Origin of the sequence: Streptomyces sp. BR1, from assembly GCF_052373795.1 — a bacterium.
GTDB lineage: Bacteria > Actinomycetota > Actinomycetes > Streptomycetales > Streptomycetaceae > Streptomyces.
Genome location: NZ_CM126252.1, coordinates 5641341 through 5658232 on the forward strand (window position 1 = coordinate 5641341; position 16892 = coordinate 5658232).

The 16892-nt window shown below is 70.7% G+C and carries 14 protein-coding genes; 7 read left to right on the forward strand and 7 right to left on the reverse strand.

Going from position 1 to position 16892, the window contains the following annotated elements:
- Positions 1-2: 2 nt before the first annotated feature.
- The gene (locus ACT1U9_RS24615; protein WP_444534832.1) at positions 3-3128 is read right to left on the reverse strand and encodes an NACHT domain-containing protein; all 3126 of its coding nucleotides are present in this window, start codon (positions 3126-3128) and stop codon (positions 3-5) included.
- 167 nt (positions 3129-3295) lie between these two features.
- On the opposite strand from ACT1U9_RS24615, the gene ACT1U9_RS24620 reads away from it, so the two are divergent.
- Genes ACT1U9_RS24620 through ACT1U9_RS24630 form a run of 3 tightly spaced genes read left to right on the forward strand, consistent with a single transcriptional unit; the run spans position 3296 to position 5940 of the window.
- Positions 3296-4210, forward strand: coding sequence for a sterol desaturase family protein (locus tag ACT1U9_RS24620; RefSeq protein WP_444534833.1), 915 nt, complete (start codon positions 3296-3298; stop codon positions 4208-4210).
- A complete protein-coding gene (locus ACT1U9_RS24625) occupies positions 4207-4878 on the forward strand; it encodes a lysoplasmalogenase (protein WP_444534834.1) in 672 nt (223 codons plus the stop codon). The genes ACT1U9_RS24620 and ACT1U9_RS24625 overlap by 4 nt, the downstream gene beginning before the upstream one ends.
- 18 nt (positions 4879-4896) lie before the next feature.
- Entirely contained in the window at positions 4897-5940 is a 1044-nt protein-coding gene (locus tag ACT1U9_RS24630) for a zinc-dependent alcohol dehydrogenase family protein (RefSeq protein ID WP_444534835.1), read from the forward strand.
- A gap of 55 nt (positions 5941-5995) precedes the next feature.
- Here the strand turns inward: ACT1U9_RS24630 and ACT1U9_RS24635 are convergent, their stop codons facing one another.
- The 3 genes from ACT1U9_RS24635 to ACT1U9_RS24645 all read right to left on the reverse strand — a co-directional run bounded on the left by ACT1U9_RS24635 (position 5996) and on the right by ACT1U9_RS24645 (position 10757).
- On the reverse strand, positions 5996-7414 hold the full coding sequence (locus ACT1U9_RS24635) for a CoA transferase (protein WP_444534836.1): 1419 nt from the start codon (positions 7412-7414) through the stop codon (positions 5996-5998).
- 154 nt (positions 7415-7568) lie between these two features.
- A complete protein-coding gene (locus ACT1U9_RS24640; RefSeq protein ID WP_444534837.1) occupies positions 7569-9110 on the reverse strand; it encodes a S8 family serine peptidase in 1542 nt (513 codons plus the stop codon).
- 126 nt (positions 9111-9236) lie between these two features.
- Positions 9237-10757 (reverse strand): S8 family peptidase, encoded by a 1521-nt coding sequence (locus ACT1U9_RS24645; protein WP_444534838.1) that lies wholly within the window; start codon positions 10755-10757, stop codon positions 9237-9239.
- A 286-nt stretch (positions 10758-11043) separates the two neighbouring features.
- On the opposite strand from ACT1U9_RS24645, the gene ACT1U9_RS24650 reads away from it, so the two are divergent.
- From ACT1U9_RS24650 to moaA, 3 genes are all read left to right on the forward strand, one after another.
- Positions 11044-11406 carry a DUF485 domain-containing protein gene (locus tag ACT1U9_RS24650; RefSeq protein WP_444534839.1) on the forward strand — a complete coding sequence of 121 codons (363 nt, stop codon included), beginning with the start codon at positions 11044-11046 and terminating at the stop codon, positions 11404-11406.
- Positions 11403-13037 carry a solute symporter family protein gene (locus ACT1U9_RS24655; RefSeq protein WP_444534840.1) on the forward strand — a complete coding sequence of 545 codons (1635 nt, stop codon included), beginning with the start codon at positions 11403-11405 and terminating at the stop codon, positions 13035-13037. The genes ACT1U9_RS24650 and ACT1U9_RS24655 overlap by 4 nt, the downstream gene beginning before the upstream one ends.
- Before the next feature lie 152 nt (positions 13038-13189).
- The gene (gene moaA, locus ACT1U9_RS24660) at positions 13190-14179 is read left to right on the forward strand and encodes a GTP 3',8-cyclase MoaA (protein WP_444534841.1); all 990 of its coding nucleotides are present in this window, start codon (positions 13190-13192) and stop codon (positions 14177-14179) included.
- On the opposite strand, the gene ACT1U9_RS24665 is transcribed toward moaA, so the two are convergent.
- Positions 14162-14410: a hypothetical protein gene (locus ACT1U9_RS24665; protein WP_444534842.1), complete on the reverse strand. Its 249-nt coding sequence runs from the start codon at positions 14408-14410 to the stop codon at positions 14162-14164. The genes moaA and ACT1U9_RS24665 overlap by 18 nt on opposite strands.
- 177 nt (positions 14411-14587) lie before the next feature.
- Entirely contained in the window at positions 14588-14965 is a 378-nt protein-coding gene (locus tag ACT1U9_RS24670) for a DUF3099 domain-containing protein (protein ID WP_444534843.1), read from the reverse strand.
- A 252-nt stretch (positions 14966-15217) separates the two neighbouring features.
- On the opposite strand from ACT1U9_RS24670, the gene ACT1U9_RS24675 reads away from it, so the two are divergent.
- A complete protein-coding gene (locus ACT1U9_RS24675; RefSeq protein WP_444534844.1) occupies positions 15218-15493 on the forward strand; it encodes a GlsB/YeaQ/YmgE family stress response membrane protein in 276 nt (91 codons plus the stop codon).
- Positions 15494-15572: 79 nt separating this feature from the next.
- Here ACT1U9_RS24675 and tyrS read toward each other — a convergent pair whose 3' ends face one another.
- A complete protein-coding gene (gene tyrS / locus ACT1U9_RS24680) occupies positions 15573-16841 on the reverse strand; it encodes a tyrosine--tRNA ligase (RefSeq protein ID WP_444534845.1) in 1269 nt (422 codons plus the stop codon).
- Between the last annotated feature and the right edge of the window lie 51 nt (positions 16842-16892).

Here is a 16892-nt window from a genome sequence, read left to right on the forward strand (position 1 = left end):
GGTCAGGGGCGGGTGCGGAAGATCTTCAGTCGGCTTGGGGAGATTTGTTCGGCGCCGACAAGGGGCATGTCGTCGGGCACCCTGATGGTGAGTGCGGGCAGGTCGCCCAGCGGGGAGAGGTCGAGCGGGGCTCCGGCGGTCGTCGACCTGGAGAGGTGTAGCTCGGTCAACTGGGGCAGGTCGCGCAATGCGCCCAGCCCGGCCGGGAGTTCGCACTCGGTCATGACCAGGCCTTGGAGCCGGGCGGCGCTCGCCAACACACCCAGGTCGAGAGTGTCGAGCTCGAAGAGGCCCAGGTATGTCAGTCGTCCGAGCAGGTCGGGCCTCCGGCACAGTTCGCGTAGTTGCGACTGTCCGGCGAGCGTGAGACGGGTGAGGAGGGGCCAGCGCTCGATGCCGTCGAGGCTCGCGTAGCGGATCTGGCGCTGAAGCATCAGAGAGTTCAACCGGGGGCCCACGGGCAGTTCGGCGAGGCTCTCGATGAGAGCGGGATGGGCGATGTACAGGCTCTTGAGGCCGGTCATCTCCCGCAGTGGTTCCAGTGAGAGGTCCGGATCGAGCATGTAGAGCGAGAGGTGTTCAAGGGTCGGCCCGACCAGCGGTGTCAGATCCCGCAGAGCCGAACACCGGCTCAGACCCACATCCTTGAGCCGGGGAAGAGAGGCCAGTGGGGTGAGGTCTGTCAGATCCATGCTGCCGTAGACGAAAACGTACTCCGCTTCCCGGACTTCGGTCAGCGGGGTGAGATCCGAGTGGTTTCCTGACACCCGGACGCGGCGGGCCCCAGGAACCAGCCGTAAGGCCTGCAACTCCTCCCGAGTCGTCGCGGTCAGAGAGGCCTCGTCCCAAGCCCCCGCCGCCAGCACTTCCCGCGCGTACTCCTCGGTGTCGAACGCCCCCCAAGCGCTGGAGATCTGGTCGGCGACACGCCACCGCCCATCCCCCCGAAACCGAGAGATCACCTCGAACGCCGCATCCCCCCTGATCGCGGCAGCCGTCCGCACCACCGCCCCCGCCTCGTACTCATCCAACCCCTCCGGCCCCGGCAGCAGCTCAAGCACCAGCTCGCCGACCTTCGCCAACTTCTCCGCGTCATCCAGGCAGTGCGGCGGCAGCAGCTCCCGCGTCCGGGCCTGGACCAACTCCCGGACCGCCGGGTCGAGCTCGGGCGCGTGCTCCAGGCAAGCCGCAGCCAACAGCACCAACCGATGCCGCAGCTTCGGCGCCCGGTCGGCGCGCCGGAGCAACTGCTTCAGCAGCCGCGCCCGTTCGTCCGCGCGCGCATGCCCCACCGCCATCTGCACGACGTCGTCCCACGTATCGTCGTGCGCATTCGCCGCCAGGACGCCGAAGTCGCGGGACTCCACCGCCGCCTTGGCGCCGAGGTAGTCCTGGAAGGTGCGGTGGACGAACCCGACGGTGCCGGGGGCCGGTTCGCGGAGCAGGCCGCTGCGGATCAGGAGATGGGCGAAGACCTGCTCGGCGGTGCCGCGCACCTGCGGCATCGCCCTCAACCAGTCGGCGATCATCTCCATGGCCTCGCCCTGCTCGGCCTCCACCTGGGCGTTGCGGATCAGCCAGTACGCGAGCCGCTGGAGGAGCGCGGTCTGTTCCTCGCGGGTGAGTTCGACGCCCTCCACGCACGCGATCTCGCGTTCCGTGTCCCGTCGTACGAGCAGCATGTCGAGGGCAGCGTCGTACAACTCCTTCCTTACACGCGGGAGTTGCATCCGGCGGTCGCGGTTGAGTGCGCACAGCAGGGCGCACATCAGCGGGTTGGTGGCGAGCCGTCCCAGGTCGCGACGGCTGCCGACCGCCTGGCGCAGCGAGGTCTCGTACGTCGCCAGCTGCGCGCGTTCCGCGTCGCTCAGGCACTCGCCGCGCGCGGCGTCGTGCCAGTGGCCGATGAACGCGCGGATGTCGTCCCGCTCCATCGGCAGCAGTGAATGGGCCACGAAGGCCTGCCGGGAGAGCCAGTCGACGGGGACGGCGGAGGGGCGGGTGGTGACGACGTACCGCGCGTTCGGGAACGCGGCGATCAGGGACTTCAACCAGGTCTCGGTACGCGCGCGCAGCCGCGTCGGGACCTCGTCCACCCCGTCCACGAGGACGAGCGCCCGGCCCACGGAGAGCAGGTGCTCCACCCACCGGGCGGGCATGTGCAGCGGCACCCCGGCCGCCCGCAGGAACTCGTCGGGCAGCGGGAGCGCGTCGGCCTGGGTGAAGGCGCGCAGCCGCAGTATGAAGGGGACGCACCGGTTCCAGTCCGCCAGGTCGCCGGTGAAGGCGCGCCGGGCGGCGTTGAGGGCCAGCCACTGCACGAGGGTGCTCTTGCCGGAGCCCGCAGGTCCCCGCAGCACCACGCGGTCGGCGCCCGCGAGTGCCTGCTCGGCCTTGACCGCGACCTGGTCGCCCCGGGCGGGGAGGGCCCGCTCGCCCTTGACCGCCACCTGATCGCCCCGGGCAAGCCCGAAGTCCCCGCGCTCCCCGCTCACCGCGAGGCTGATGTACGCCGTGTCCAGCGCCCACTCGCTCCGCGAGCGCCCCAGCGTCAGCCCGTACAGCTCAAGGCGCCCGTGCGTCTCGGTCACAAAGGCCGCGTACTGCTCCTCGAAGCTCAGGGCCGCCGCCTCCGCGCGCGGGCCGAGCCGGTCGCGTACGTCCGTCACCAGCGTGAACGTCCGGCCCGCCGCCCGTGCCTGCTCCACCGCCGCACGCGCAGCGAACGCGGGGTGCGCGGTCAGCTGCTCGACCACATGGACGCAGCAGTGCCCCAGCAGCTCCTCGTACAGGGCCTCGCCCGGGCCCGGGTGCGGGCGGCGGAGCTCGGCGTACAGCCGCCCGGGGTCCAGGTCGAGCGCGAACAGATGCTCCGGCGTGATCCCGCCCGCCGCCGCGAACGCGTCCGCCACCGCGTCGGCCGCCGCCGTCCGCTCGTTCTCGGGCAGCGAGCCGTACGAGTCGGTGAGCCGCCGACCGAGCACCTTCGCAAGCCGCTCCGGCGACGCGGGCCTCGGCAGCGGGCGGACGGGAGTCGAGACCAGGCCCGCACCGGGCTTCGGATTCAGGAGGGACTTGGCGACGGTGGAGGCCACCGTGCTCGCCACGCGTACGAGCACAACTTCCATGCCTGACACGGCAGTTGACCTCCCCCTGGGGCCCGAAGGGGGGAATCGTACGCCCGGTGGCCGGGCCGTCATTGGCAGAAGGTGCCAAAAGTCGCTGACAACTTGTCTCGCATACTTGTCAGTAACAACCTCTAGCGCACCCGCCACCCCGCCCCTACGGTGCAGGCATGTCGCCGAACCTGCCCGATGTCGTGCTGTGGTCGATACCTGCCTTCGTGCTGCTCACCGTCGTCGAAATGGTGAGTTACCGGATACATCCGGACGACGATGCCGCCGGGTACGAGACGAAGGACGCCGCCACCAGCGTCGGCATGGGGCTCGGCAGCCTCGTCTTCGACGCGCTGTGGAAGATCCCGATCGTCGCGATCTACACCCTGGTGTACGAGCTGACCCCGCTCAGCATCCCCATCCACTGGTGGACGCTTCCGCTGATGCTGCTCGGGCAGGACTTCTTCTACTACTGGTCGCACCGGGGCCACCATGTGATCCGGATTCTCTGGGCCTGCCATGTGGTGCACCACTCCAGCAAGAAGTTCAACCTCACCACCGCGCTGCGCCAGCCCTGGACGACGTGGACGGTGTGGCCGTTCTACGTTCCGCTGATCGCCCTTGGCGTGCATCCGGCGGCGCTCGCGTTCTGCTCGGCGACCAACCTCGTGTACCAGTTCTGGGTGCACACCGAGCGGGTCGGCAAGCTGCCCCGGCCGTTCGAGTTCGTGCTGAACACGCCCTCCCACCACCGCGTCCACCACGCCTCCCAGGGCGGCTATCTGGACCGGAACTTCGGCGGCATCCTGATCGTCTGGGACCGGATGTTCGGCTCGTTCACGCCCGAGACCGACCGGCCCGTCTACGGGCTCACCAAGAACATCTCCACCTTCAACCCGCTGCGGGTCGCCACCCACGAGTACGCGGCGATCGCCCGTGACGTACGGGCCGCGAGCAACTGGCGCGAGCGGGCCGGGCGGGTCTTCCGGGGGCCGGGCTGGCAGCCCGCCGCGCCCGTCACGACTGAGGCGACCGAGTCTGCTGAGGCCACGCCGGTCACCGACCCCGCACCCGTCTCCGAGCAGCACGCGTGACGGCGGTCGCCGCCGAGGGGAACCGCGCCCGGCTCGTCCGGCCGCTGCTGCTCGCCTTCGGGGCCGTCGCCGTCGTCGACCTGCTCTGCCTCGCCGCAGGGTGGCGGGCCGGGCACGTGGTCGCCAAACCGCTGCTCATGCCGCTGCTCGCAGGGCATGTGTACGCGCGCGGTGGCCCTCGCCTGCTGGTGGCCGCGCTGCTGTGCGGCTGGGGCGGGGACGTGTTCCTGCTCTCCGGCGCCGACCCCGCGTTCCTGCTCGGCATGGGCTCGTTCGCGGCCGGGCACGTCTGCTACCTGGTGCTCTTCGGGCGCGGCCGGACGTCCGGGGCACTCGGGGCCGCGTACGGGCTCGCGCTCGTCGGGACCGTGGCCGCGCTGTGGGGCGACCTTCCGGCCGGTCTGCGCGTCCCCGTCGCCGGGTACAGCCTGCTGCTCACCGCGATGGCGTACCGCTCCAGCGGGCTCGGGCCGGTCGTGGGGCTCGGCGGGGCGCTGTTCCTGCTCTCCGACACGCTGATCGCCACCGGCGTCGCCGACTGGCCGCAGCTGCCGCGCCCGGACTTCTGGGTGATGCTCACGTATCTCGCCGCGCAGGCACTCCTCGCGCAGGCGTACGGTGAGAACCGGACTTCCCGTACGGCCGTGTTCCGTACGCCCCCCGACTGACCAGCAAGGACCTGCCCCATGCGCGCCACCGTGATCCACGCCCCCCACGACATCCGGGTGGAGGAGGTGCCGGACCCGAAGGTGCAGCTGCCCACCGACGCCGTGGTGCGTGTGCTGCGCGCCTGCATCTGCGGCAGCGACCTGTGGGCCTACCGGGGCGAATCCGCGCGCCAGCCCGGCCAGCGCATCGGGCACGAGTTCCTGGGCATCGTCGAGGACGCGGGCGCCGAGGTGAACGGGTTCAAGGCCGGTGACCTCGTGGTCGCGCCGTTCGTCTGGTCGGACGGCAGCTGCGAGTTCTGCGCCGAGGGGCTGCAGACGTCCTGTCCGCAGGGCGGGTTCTGGGGCTCGGTGGGCTCCGACGGCGGCCAGGGCGAGGCGGTGCGGGTGCCGTTCGCCGACGGCACGCTGGTCAAGCTGCCCGCAGCTGCGGCCTCGGACGATCATTTGCTCACCGCGCTGCTCGCCCTCTCCGACGTGCTCGGCACCGGCCACCACGCCGCCGTCGGCGCGGGCGTGAAGCGCGGCGCCACGGTCGCCGTCGTCGGTGACGGGGCCGTCGGGCTCTGCGGTGTCCTGGCCGCCAAGCGGCTCGGCGCCGAGCGGATCATCGCGCTCGGGCGCCACCAGGTCCGTACCGACATCGCGCGCAGGTTCGGCGCCACGGACGTCGTCGCCGAGCGCGGCGAGGCCGCGGTCGACGCGGTGCGCGAGCTGACCCGGGGCCAGGGCGCGCACGCGGTCATCGAGGCGGTCGGCACCGAGCAGTCGATGCGTACGGCCGTGGAGATCACCCGCGACGGCGGTGCCATCGGCTATGTCGGCGTCCCGCACGGCAGCGGCACCGGACTCGACCTGAGCGTCATGTTCGACCGCAACATCGCCCTGCGCGGCGGCGTCGCCCCGGTCCGCGCCTACATCCCCGAGCTCCTGCCGGACGTCCTGTCCGGCGCCGTCGACCCGTCCCCGGTCTTCGACCTGACGGTCGGCATCGACGGCGTTCCCGGCGGCTACAAGGCGATGGACGAGCGGACGGCGCTGAAGGTGCTGATCAAGCCGTAGTTCGTACGTAGTACGAGTACGGGTCGGGGCGCTTCCATGCAGCGCCCCGGCCGGATCACGCGGGCAGCCACTTCGGGCTGTCCGTGCCCCAACGTCCCGCCGGACGGGCCCAGTTCGCGGGTCCGCCCGCGAACGCGACCGGCGGCAGCGCGTGGCGCAGCCGTCCGACCGGGCTGTCCGTCTCCGCGAGCCAGGGAGCCGGGTCGTACGGGCCCGCAGGCGCGGCCGGTTGCCTCGGCAGATCGTGGACCAGCCACTTCGCCGTCTGTGCGAGCGCGAGCCGGGCCACCCGGCCGCCGCCGTCCCGCCCGCGCTCGGTCAGCGCGCGCAGCACCGCCGCCGCCAGGAGATAGCCCGTGCCGTGGTCCAGGGCCTGCGCGGGAAGCGCGCCCAGGCGTCCGTCGGACGCGCCCTCGACCGCCGCGATCCCCGTCGCCACCTGCACCAGACTGTCGAAGCCGCGCCGATGCGCCCACGGCCCGTACTGCCCCCACGCCGACAGCTGCGCCACCACCGCGCCCGGCCGACGCGCGGCGATCGCCTCCGGGGCCAGGCCGAACGGGTCGAGCGCGCCCGGGCGATAGCCCGTGACCACCACGTCCGCCTGCGCGAGCAGCTCCTCGAACGCGGCGCGGTCCGCGCGGGCGCGCAGGTCCAGGAGGGCCGAGCGCTTCCCGGAGCCGGTGTCGCTGTGCGCGTCCTGGCTCTCCGGCAGCTGCGGGGTGTCGATCCGCAGCACGTCCGCGCCGAGCAGCGCGAGCGTACGGGTGGCGACCGGGCCCGCGATCACCCGGGTGAGGTCGAGGACGCGTACCCCGGCGGCCGGGAGCAGCGGCGAACCGGAGAGGGGCCCGAGCCGGCGTCCGGGGCCCTCGTCGGTGCGGGTCAGCGTCAGCAGCGGGTGGTCCGCGACGGCCCGGCCCTGCTCGTGCGCCGCCCATTCGCCGGGCGTACGGGCCGCGACCGCGAGGCCGCCCGCCTCGTACACCACCGTCTCGATGTCCTCGGCCCGCCGCCCCGCGAACTCCGCCCCGACCGCCGCCACGGCCCGCTCGTCGTCGAGGTCGGGCAACCCGAGCGCGGCGAGCAGACGGGCGCGGTGGTGCGGGTAGTTGGCATGGGTGCGCACCCAGCCGTCCCGGGTGCGCCAGAACCGGGACAGCGGCGCGAAGGAGACCGGCGCGCGCCCGTCCACGAGCAGATGCCGCTCACTGACAAACGCCGTGCCCACCGCCCCGTCGTCCACCCGCACACCCGGCACCGGGGAACCACTGCGCTGCGCGGCCAGCTCGGCGGCGGCGAGCGAACACACCGCGACGGCGGCCCGGGCCAGCCCGACCACCGGCAACCGAGCGGGCAACACCCCGCCGGGCCCGCCATACGAGATCAGTCCGGTGAGAGCGGGATCGCCGCCCAAAGCCGCCCAAGCCTGCGCGGTACCGTCCGCGCCACCACTCCCCGTTGCGTGAATCATGCACGCACTATGGCACGGCCGGGGCCGGGCGGAACGATCCACCCGGCCCCAACTCACGGCAGCGCGCTGCGGTTCCGGGTGCGCTTAAGGGGCGCGGGGAACTGCGCGCCCAGCCCACGACGGCCCGCAGTCGAATAACCGCGCCCGCCGCGCGCTAGCGCACCGCGTTGAGCGCGTCCACAATCCCCGCCCCATAGAACCCGCTATGACGCGCCCCGCCCTCGCACACCGCGTCCGGCTTGCCGTCGCCGTCGATGTCGTACGGGTCGGGGCAGGCCGTCGGGTCGGCGCCCTCCTTCAGGAGCTCCTTGATCTTCCAGGCGGGTGCGTGCGGGTGCTCGGACTTCAACAGCGCGGCCACGCCCACCACATGCGGGGTCGCCATGGACGTACCGGCCATGTAGGCCCACTTGCCGCCGGGCACCGGGCCGAGGATCAGGCCGCTGGTGGCCGGGGCCTGCGGCGGCTGGTACACCGTGGAGTCGCCGCCGGGCGCGGCCACGTCGATGACGCCCAGACCGTAGTTGGAGAAGGAGGACTTCAGGCCCTTGGCCCCGGTCGCGGCGACCGTGACCACACCCGGGAGCTCGGTCGGGATGTCGAAGCACTTGTTCGTGTCGACGGTCCGGTTGCCCGGGGTGCTGTCGTTGGGGCTGGCCGGGTCGGTGATCGAGTCGGCCGCGAGGTCGTAGCGCTCGTTGCCGGCCGCCGCCACATTGACCGTGCCCTTGGACTCGGCGTACCGGCTGGCCCGGGTGATCGCCTCGACCAGCGCCTTCTGATCGGGGTCGGTGGTGCAGTTGAAGTACCAGGGGTCCGTGTAATAGCTGTTGTTGGTCACGTCGATACCGTGGTCGGCCGCCCACATGAAGCCGCAGACGACGGCCTCGGTGTAGAAGAAGCTGCCGCCTTGGGTGGACACCTTGATCGCCGCGACCTTCACCCCGGGCGCGACACCGGTGATGCCCACGCCGTTCTTCGCCGCGGCTATCTCGCCCGCCACATGCGTGCCGTGCGGGGAGCCGCCGGTGGCGAACGGGCGCCAGGCGCCGTCCGTGGTGTCCGGCTTGCCGCCGATGCAGCTCACCGACTTGGCGCGGTCGAAGTTGGGCGCGATGTCCGGGTGGGTGTCGTCGACGCCCGTGTCGATGACGCCCACGGTCACCTTGGGGCTGCCGAGCGTCCTCTCATGCGCCTTGTCGGCCTTGATGGCCTTCAGATCCCACTGCAACGGTTCCAGCGGATCCTCCCCGGCCGCCGCCCCGGCGGTCGCGGCCTTCACCTCTTCCTCGGTGAGCAGTTTCGGCGTACCGACGTCGGTCGTCGCCTGCGCGGGCAGCGGCGCGGTCCGGGTCGCACCGGCCGAGGCGACACCGCGTACTTCTCTGATGGCCTTGGCGAAGTCCGGGTTGGCCGAGTGGACGACGATCACGCCGATCCGGTCGTACGCCTGGACAACGGTGCCCCCGGCGGCCGCGATCGCCTTGGTGATCCGCGCCGAACTCCCTTGTCCCTTGCGGAGGTTGACGACATAGCTGAGCGAGGGCGCGGCGTCGGTGCGCGCGGTCGCCTTCGCCGGAGCGGTGTCGGCCGGCGCGGCGGACGCGCTCCCGGGCAGCACGGCGAGGGCGGTGGCGGTGGCCATCCCGACGGATGCGGCGATGACGCGCTGCGTACGGGAGATGTGCAACGTCATGGGTTCTCCATGTGGTTGACGGATGTCTCGGTACGTACGGAAGTGCCTTGCGGGTGCTGCCCGGTCACCCGGGCGATCAGTCGTACGGCCGGTTCTTCGGCCGGTTGTTCGCCGTCCCGTGGTGATCTACTCGGTCACCGCGCGCAGCGCGTTCACGACGCCGAAGCCGTAGAACCCGTTGACGCGCTTGCCGCCCTCGCAGGTGGAGTCCTGGACGCCGTTGCCGTCCGGGTCGTAGAGGCCGGTCGGGCAGCCGGGGTTGTCGGCCTGCGCCTTGAGCATCGCCCGCAGCGCCGCCGGGGACGCCCACGGGTGCTTGGACTTCAGCAGCGCGGCGACCCCCACCACGTGCGGCGTCGCCATCGAGGTGCCCTGCTTGTAGCCGTACAGCCCGCCGGGCAGCGTCGACAGGACGCGGCCGTTCTTGTCCGGGGTGTCCGGGATCTGGTACTTGTCACCGCCGGGCCCGGCCACGTCGACCTGCCCGAGGCCGTAGCTGGAGTAGTACGACTTGATCCCCTGCACGCCGGTCGCGGCGACCGTGACGACACCCGGCAACTGGGCGGGGATGTCGGGGCACTTGGCCGGGTCCACCGTCACCGTGGGATGCGGCGCGGGCTGGTCGTCGGGGCTGGTGGTGTCGGTGAGGGCGTGCTTGGACAGGTCGAAGTTCTCGTTGCCCGCCGCGGCGACGTTCAGGACGCCCTTGTTCTCGGCGTACCGCGTGGCCCGGGTGACCGCGTCGAGCAGCGCCTTCTGGTCCGGGTCGGCCTTGCAGTTGAAGTACCAGGGGTCCACGTAATAGCTGTTGTTGGTGACGTCGATGTGGTGCTCGGCGGCGAAGACGAAGCCGCAGACCACCGCCTCCGTGAAGAACAGCCCGCTGCCCTGCTCGGCGACCTTGATCCCGGCGACCTTCACGCCCGGCGCGACCCCGGCGACCCCGATCCCGTTGCGCGCGGCCGCGATCTCGCCCGCGACATGCGTGCCGTGGTCGCTGCCGCCGACGTACGGCCGCCAGGCGCCCGGCGAGGTGTCGGCGACGCCGCCCACGCAGTTGGCCGACTGGGACGCGGAGAAGTTGGGCGCCAGGTCCGGGTGGGTGTCGTCGACGCCGGTGTCGATCACGCCGACCGTGACCCGGCGGCTGCCCTGGTAGATCTTGGCGGCCTTGTCCGCGCCGATCGCCCGCAGGTCCCACTGGTTGGCCTCAAGCGGCTCCTGGCCGGGCGCGGCCGCGGCCATCGCCTTCGCGGCCTCGGCCGGGGTGAGCGTCTGGGTGGTGCCCTCCTCGGTGGTGGCGAGGGACTTCAAAGGAGTGGTGCGAGTGGCGCCGGCCGACGCGACGCCCCTGACCGTACGTATCCGCTGGGCGAAGGCGGGGTTCGTCGAGTGCACGACGACCACGCCTATCCGGTCGTACGAGACGACGACTGTGCCGCCCGCCTGGGCTATCGCCTTCTGTATACGGGCCGAAGTGCCGTGTCCGCCCGTGGTGTTGACGACGTACGAAAGGTTCGGCCCGTCGGTGGGGGCGGCCGGTGCGGCCGAGGCCGTGCCCGCCGGGAGGAAGCCGAGCGAGGCGGTGAGCGCCAGACCGGCCGGGAGCGCGAGCGCCCGTCGCCGCCGGGATCCCAGATGCGCCATGGGTTCTCCACATCATCCGTGAGAGCCGTCCGCCCGCGGGTCGCGGTTGGACGGGTACATGACCAGGGAAGCTATCGCCGATCATCCCGGCCCATCAACGAGTTCGGCGGTGTTCGTCCGAGAATTCGTGTGCGTGCCGTGAACGCGGCGAAGAGAAAATCCACCGGCCTGAACCGAGACGCGACGCCGTCCGTGCCGTTGTCAGGGGGACCACCATCACCGATCCCCGACTGTGAGGTCCCCCTTGTCGTCCATCCCCACCGCACCCTCGTCGCGAGGAGACTCCGTGGCCACCGATGTGCCACCGCCCCCGGGCGGTACCGACACGCGCGTCCAGCCCCCCACCGAGCAGTTCGTCGCGGTGCAGGCGAGCGAGGAGTTCGCCGAACTGCGCCGCACCCACCGCAGGTTCGCGTTCCCGCTGACGGTCGCCTTCATCGCCTGGTACCTCCTGTACGTCCTGCTGTCCAACTACGCGGGCGGCTTCATGGGCCACAAGCTGTTCGGCAACATCAACGTGGCGCTCGTCTTCGGCCTCGCCCAGTTCCTCACCACCTTCCTCATCGCCTGGCTCTACTCGCGGCACGCCGCGGCCAAGCTGGACCCGCGCGCCGAGGCGATCAAGTCCCGTATGGAGGCCGACGCATGAGCGCCGCGTACGCCCACGTCCCGCTCGCGGCGACCGCGACCAGCGAGCACCGGCCGCTGATCATCACGCTGTTCGCGGTGTTCGTCGCCGCGACCCTGGTCATCACGGTCTGGGCCGGCCGCCAGACCAAGAGCGCCGCCGACTTCTACGCGGGCGGCCGCCAGTTCACCGCCTTCCAGAACGGGCTCGCGGTCTCCGGCGACTACATGTCCGCCGCGTCCTTTCTCGGCATCGCCGGAGCCATCGCGCTCTTCGGCTACGACGGCTTCCTGTACTCGATCGGCTTCCTCGTCGCCTGGCTGGTCGCGCTGCTGCTCGTCGCCGAGCCGCTGCGCAACTCCGGCCGGTACACGATGGGCGACGTCCTCGCGTACCGGATGCGCCAGCGCCCGGTGCGCACGGCGGCCGGCACCTCCACGATCGTCGTCTCGATCTTCTATCTGCTCGCGCAGATGGCCGGTGCGGGCGTGCTCGTCTCGCTGCTGCTCGGTATCACCAGCGACGCGGGCAAGATCATGATCGTCGCCCTGGTCGGTGTGCTCATGATCGTGTACGTCACCATCGGCGGTATGAAGGGCACCACCTGGGTGCAGATGGTCAAGGCGGTCCTGCTCATCGCGGGCACCATCCTGATCACGTTCCTGATCCTGCTGAAGTTCCACTTCAACCTCTCGGACCTGCTGGGCACGGCCGCCAAGAACAGCGGCAAGGGCAGCGCGTTCCTGGAGCCCGGTCTGAAATACGGCAAGACCGGCACGTCCAAGCTGGACTTCATCTCGCTCGGCCTCGCCCTGGTGCTGGGCACCGCGGGTCTGCCGCACATCCTGATCCGCTTCTACACCGTCCCGTCGGCCAAGGCCGCCCGGAAGTCGGTCAACTGGGCGATCGGGATCATCGGCGCGTTCTATCTGATGACGATCGTGCTCGGCTTCGGCGCGGCCGCGCTGCTCAAACCGGCCGACATCATCGCCTCCAACCCGGCCGGCAACACGGCGGCGCCGCTCGCGGCCCTGGAGATCGGCGGCGGCAGTGGCTCCAACGGGGGCGCGATCCTGCTCGCGGTGATCTCGGCGGTCGCCTTCGCCACGATCCTCGCCGTCGTCGCGGGCCTCACGCTCGCCTCGTCGTCCTCCTTCGCGCACGACATCTACGCCAATGTCATCCGCAAGGGGAAGGCGACCGAGCAGGAGGAGGTCCGGGCCGCACGCGGGGCGACCGTCTTCATCGGCGCGGTCGCCATCGTGCTCGGCGCCTTCGCGCGCGACCTGAACGTGGCGGGTCTGGTGGCGCTGGCCTTCGCGGTCGCCGCCTCCGCCAATCTGCCGACCATCCTGTACAGCCTGTTCTGGAAACGGTTCACCACCCAGGGCGCGCTGTGGTCGATCTACGGCGGTCTGACCACGGCGGTCGTCCTGGTGCTGTTCTCGCCGGTGGTCTCCGGCAACCCGAAGACGTCGATGTTCAAGGGCGTCGACTTCCACTGGTTCCCGCTGGAGAACCCCGGCCTGATCTCGATCCCGGTCGGCTTCCTGCTCGGCCTGATCGGATCGCTCCTCTCCAAGGAGGAGCCGGACGCCGGCAAGTACGCCGAACTGGAGGTCAAGTCCCTCACGGGCGTCGGTGCTCACTGAGGACGTCCGTACGGAAACCCACCGCGGCCGTGTCGTAGAGACCTACGACGCGGCCGCGTCGCACCTCGTGGCAAACGGCCCCTGTAGTTGTCGGAGCTCTCGCGTAGGCTCGGCGGTATACATCATCCGGACACCGGGGGAGGGGGCCCACAGTGCTCATCGACACGTACGGCCGGGTCGCCACTGACCTGCGCGTTTCGCTGACGGACCGCTGCAATCTGCGCTGCACCTACTGCATGCCGGAAGAGGGCCTGCAGTGGCTCTCCAAGCCGGATCTGCTCACCGACGACGAGATCGTCCGCCTGATCCGGATCGCCGTCACCGATCTCGGGATCACCGAGGTCCGCTTCACCGGCGGGGAGCCGCTGCTGCGGCCCGGCGTCGTCGGCATCGTGGAGCGCTGCGCGGCTCTGGAGCCGCGCCCCCGGATGTCGATCACCACCAACGGCATCGGCCTGAAGCGCACGGCGGCCGCACTGAAATCGGCCGGTCTGGACCGGGTCAACGTCTCCCTGGACACCCTGCGCCCCGACGTCTTCAAGACGCTCACCCGCCGCGACCGCCACAAGGACGTCATCGAAGGCATGGCGGCCGCCCGCGAGGCCGGGCTCACCCCGGTCAAGGTCAACGCGGTCCTGATGCCCGGGCTCAACGACGACGAGGCCCCCGACCTGCTGGCCTGGGCGGTGGAGAACGACTACGAGCTGAGGTTCATCGAGCAGATGCCGCTGGACGCCCAGCACGGCTGGAAGCGCGACGGCATGATCACGGCGGGTGACATACTCACCTCGCTCCGTACGCGGTTCACGCTCACTCCCGAGGGCGACGACGAGCGGGGCTCCGCGCCCGCCGAGCGCTGGGTGGTGGACGGCGGGCCGCACCGGGTCGGCGTCATCGCCTCGGTGACCCGCCCGTTCTGCGCCGCCTGCGACCGCACCCGGCTCACCGCCGACGGCCAGGTCCGCACCTGTCTGTTCGCGCGCGAGGAATCCGACCTGCGGGGCGCGCTGCGCTCGGGCGCGCCGGACGAGGAGATCGCCCGGCTGTGGAAGCTGGCGATGTGGGGGAAGAAGGCCGGATCCGGTCTGGACGACCCGGCGTTCCTCCAGCCCGACCGCCCGATGTCAGCGATCGGCGGCTGATTCCCACTCGGCGAGCGGCACCACGTCCTTGAGGAAACCGCGCATCCCGAGGAACTGGGAGAGGTGCTCGCGGTGTTCGTCGCACGCGAGCCACGTCTTGCGGCGCTCCGGCGTGTGAAGCTTCGGGTTGTTCCATGCCAGCACCCAAACGGCCTCGGTGCGGCAGCCCTTGGCGGAACAGATGGGCGTCTCGTCGGCGATCTCGTCACTCACGGATACATTCTGCGCCATCGACGAGGGGTGACATGGCGACGCCGAGCAGCCACGGGGGGAGCTGCCCGGCGTCGGTCCGTCGCTCCGACGGGGGATGCGGAGCGCCTACGCAGTATGTCATGGGGGACCCGGTGTGGTGCACCGGAACTTCATGATTGATCTGAGCTTTTCTTGAGCTTTGCAGACTGTGACGGATCAGGTCTGCTCGCGTGACCACTGTTCGTGGTCAGGGGTCCCGGCGGCCCCCGAAGGCCGCGCCGGACCGCCCTGCGGAGCGGCCCCGAGCATGGGTCGCGACGGCGCCGGAATGTAGGTCGAGGGCAGTGAAGGCACGTTCTCCCGGCCGGCGTTGGCGATCACGACAGCCACATAGGGGAGCAGGGCTCCCAACACCAGGGTCACGATTGCGACAGGGCGCTCGATGTTCCACAGGACGGCGGTCAGGACGACCGACACCGTACGGATCGACATCGAGATCACATAGCGCCGCTGGCGCCCCCGCACATCCTCGGCGAGTCCCTGCCGGGCCCCGGTGATCCGGAAGACCTCGGCCCCGCTCCGCTTCCGCGACACGCTCCACCACCCGACTCCACACCGGACTCTCCCCGGCCCGGACTGCTCTCACCGTACGCCCGGGGTGCGTCGGGTTCGAGACCGGGGCAGGTCCGACGTGTGCGAATGATCCGGTGCGTACTGCGTACGGACGAGTCCGACATGCGCCGTATGGCGGATGGGTCAACACTGGCTGCGACCGCTCATGTCGAGCGGAAGGCCCGACGCGGTGCTCAGCGCAGCGCTCCTGACGGGCGGAACGAGGAGGCAGCCATGGGCTGGTTGTGGGCGATCATCGTGGGTTTCGTGCTCGGCATCATCGCGAAGGCGATCCTGCCCGGCAAGCAGCACAGTCCGCTCTGGCTGACGACCATCTTCGGCATGATCGGCGGTGTGGTCGGCAACTCGGTCGCCCGGGCGATCGGCATCGCCGAGACCAAGGGCATCGACTGGGGCCGGCACGGCCTCCAGATCGCGGCGGCGGTCGTGATCGTCTTCCTCGGCGACATGGTGTACATGGCGCTGAGAGGCAACAAACAGCAGGCCTGACGAACAGCAGGCCTGACGGTACGCCGAAGGGGGCGGCCCGTAACGGGTCCGCCCCCGCCGTACGTGTCGAAGGCGCGGGTCAGACGCCGGTGACCTCGATCGCGGCCAGGTTCTTCTTGCCGCGGCGCAGCACCAGCCACCGGCCGTGCAGCAGATCGTCGGCCGTGACCACCGCGTCCTCGGACGTCACCTTCGCGTTGTTCACGTAGGCGCCGCCCTCCTTCACGGTGCGCCGGGCCGCCGACTTGCTCGCCACCAGCTCGACCTCGGCGAAGAGGTCGACGACCGGACCGAGCTCGGCCACCTTGGCGTGCGGCAGCTCGCTGAGCGCCGCGGCCAGCGTCGGCTCGTCGAGCTCCGCGAGATCGCCCTGGCCGAACAGCGCCTTGGACGCGGCGATGACGGCCGCGCACTGGTCGGCGCCGTGCACCAGCGTGGTCAGCTCCTCGGCGAGCGCGCGCTGTGCGGCACGCGCCTGCGGACGCTCCTCGGTGAGCTGCTCCAACTCCTCGATCTCCGTACGGGACTTGAAGCTGAAGATCCGCAGGAACTTGGAGACATCACGGTCGTCCGCGTTCAGCCAGAACTGGTAGAACGCGTACGGCGTGGTGCGCTCCGGGTCCAGCCAGACCGTGCCGGACTCCGTCTTGCCGAACTTGGTGCCGTCCGCCTTGGTGATCAGCGGGGTGGCCAGCGCGTGCACCTCGGCCTCGGGCTCGACCCGGTGGATCAGGTCGGTGCCCGCGGTGAGGTTGCCCCACTGGTCGCTGCCGCCGGTCTGCAGGACACAGCCATGGCGCCGGTACAGCTCCAGGAAGTCCATGCCCTGGAGGATCTGGTAGCTGAACTCGGTGTAGCTGATGCCCACGTCGGAGTTGAGCCGCCGCGCGACCGCCTCCTTGGCGATCATCTTGTTGACCCGGAAGTGCTGGCCGACATCGCGCAGGAACTCGATGGCCGACAGGCCCGACGTCCAGTCCAGGTTGTTGACCATGGTCGCGGCGTGCGGGCCCTCGAAGTCGAGGAACCGCTCGATCTGCCCGCGCAGCCGCTCGACCCAGCCCGCGACGACCTCGGGCGCGTTCAGCGTGCGCTCCGAGTTCGGCTTGGGGTCGCCGATCAGACCCGTGGCACCGCCGACCAGACCCAGCGGACGGTGGCCCGCCTGCTGGATCCGGCGCATGGTGAGGATCTGGACCAGGTTGCCCAGGTGCAGGCTGGGCGCGGTCGGGTCGAAGCCGCAATAGAACGTGACGGGACCGTCCGCGAACGCCTTGCGCAGTGCGTCCTCGTCAGTGGAGAGGGCGATCAGCCCGCGCCACTGCAGCTCATCGACGATGTCCGTCACGGTCGTACGTCTCCTAGGTCTGGTGTATTGATGTGCAACAGCCAGTGTATG

What these genes read in the sequence shown, in the direction of transcription:
- ACT1U9_RS24615 (WP_444534832.1), bottom strand. Translation starts at nt 3,128, where the DNA reads ATGGAAGTTGTGCTCGTACGCGTGGCGAGCACGGTGGCCTCCACCGTC.
- ACT1U9_RS24620 (WP_444534833.1), top strand. Translation starts at nt 3,296, where the DNA reads ATGTCGCCGAACCTGCCCGATGTCGTGCTGTGGTCGATACCTGCCTTC.
- ACT1U9_RS24630 (WP_444534835.1), top strand. Translation starts at nt 4,897, where the DNA reads ATGCGCGCCACCGTGATCCACGCCCCCCACGACATCCGGGTGGAGGAG.
- ACT1U9_RS24635 (WP_444534836.1), bottom strand. Translation starts at nt 7,414, where the DNA reads ATGATTCACGCAACGGGGAGTGGTGGCGCGGACGGTACCGCGCAGGCT.
- ACT1U9_RS24640 (WP_444534837.1), bottom strand. Translation starts at nt 9,110, where the DNA reads ATGACGTTGCACATCTCCCGTACGCAGCGCGTCATCGCCGCATCCGTC.
- ACT1U9_RS24645 (WP_444534838.1), bottom strand. Translation starts at nt 10,757, where the DNA reads ATGGCGCATCTGGGATCCCGGCGGCGACGGGCGCTCGCGCTCCCGGCC.
- ACT1U9_RS24655 (WP_444534840.1), top strand. Translation starts at nt 11,403, where the DNA reads ATGAGCGCCGCGTACGCCCACGTCCCGCTCGCGGCGACCGCGACCAGC.
- ACT1U9_RS24665 (WP_444534842.1), bottom strand. Translation starts at nt 14,410, where the DNA reads ATGGCGCAGAATGTATCCGTGAGTGACGAGATCGCCGACGAGACGCCC.
- ACT1U9_RS24675 (WP_444534844.1), top strand. Translation starts at nt 15,218, where the DNA reads ATGGGCTGGTTGTGGGCGATCATCGTGGGTTTCGTGCTCGGCATCATC.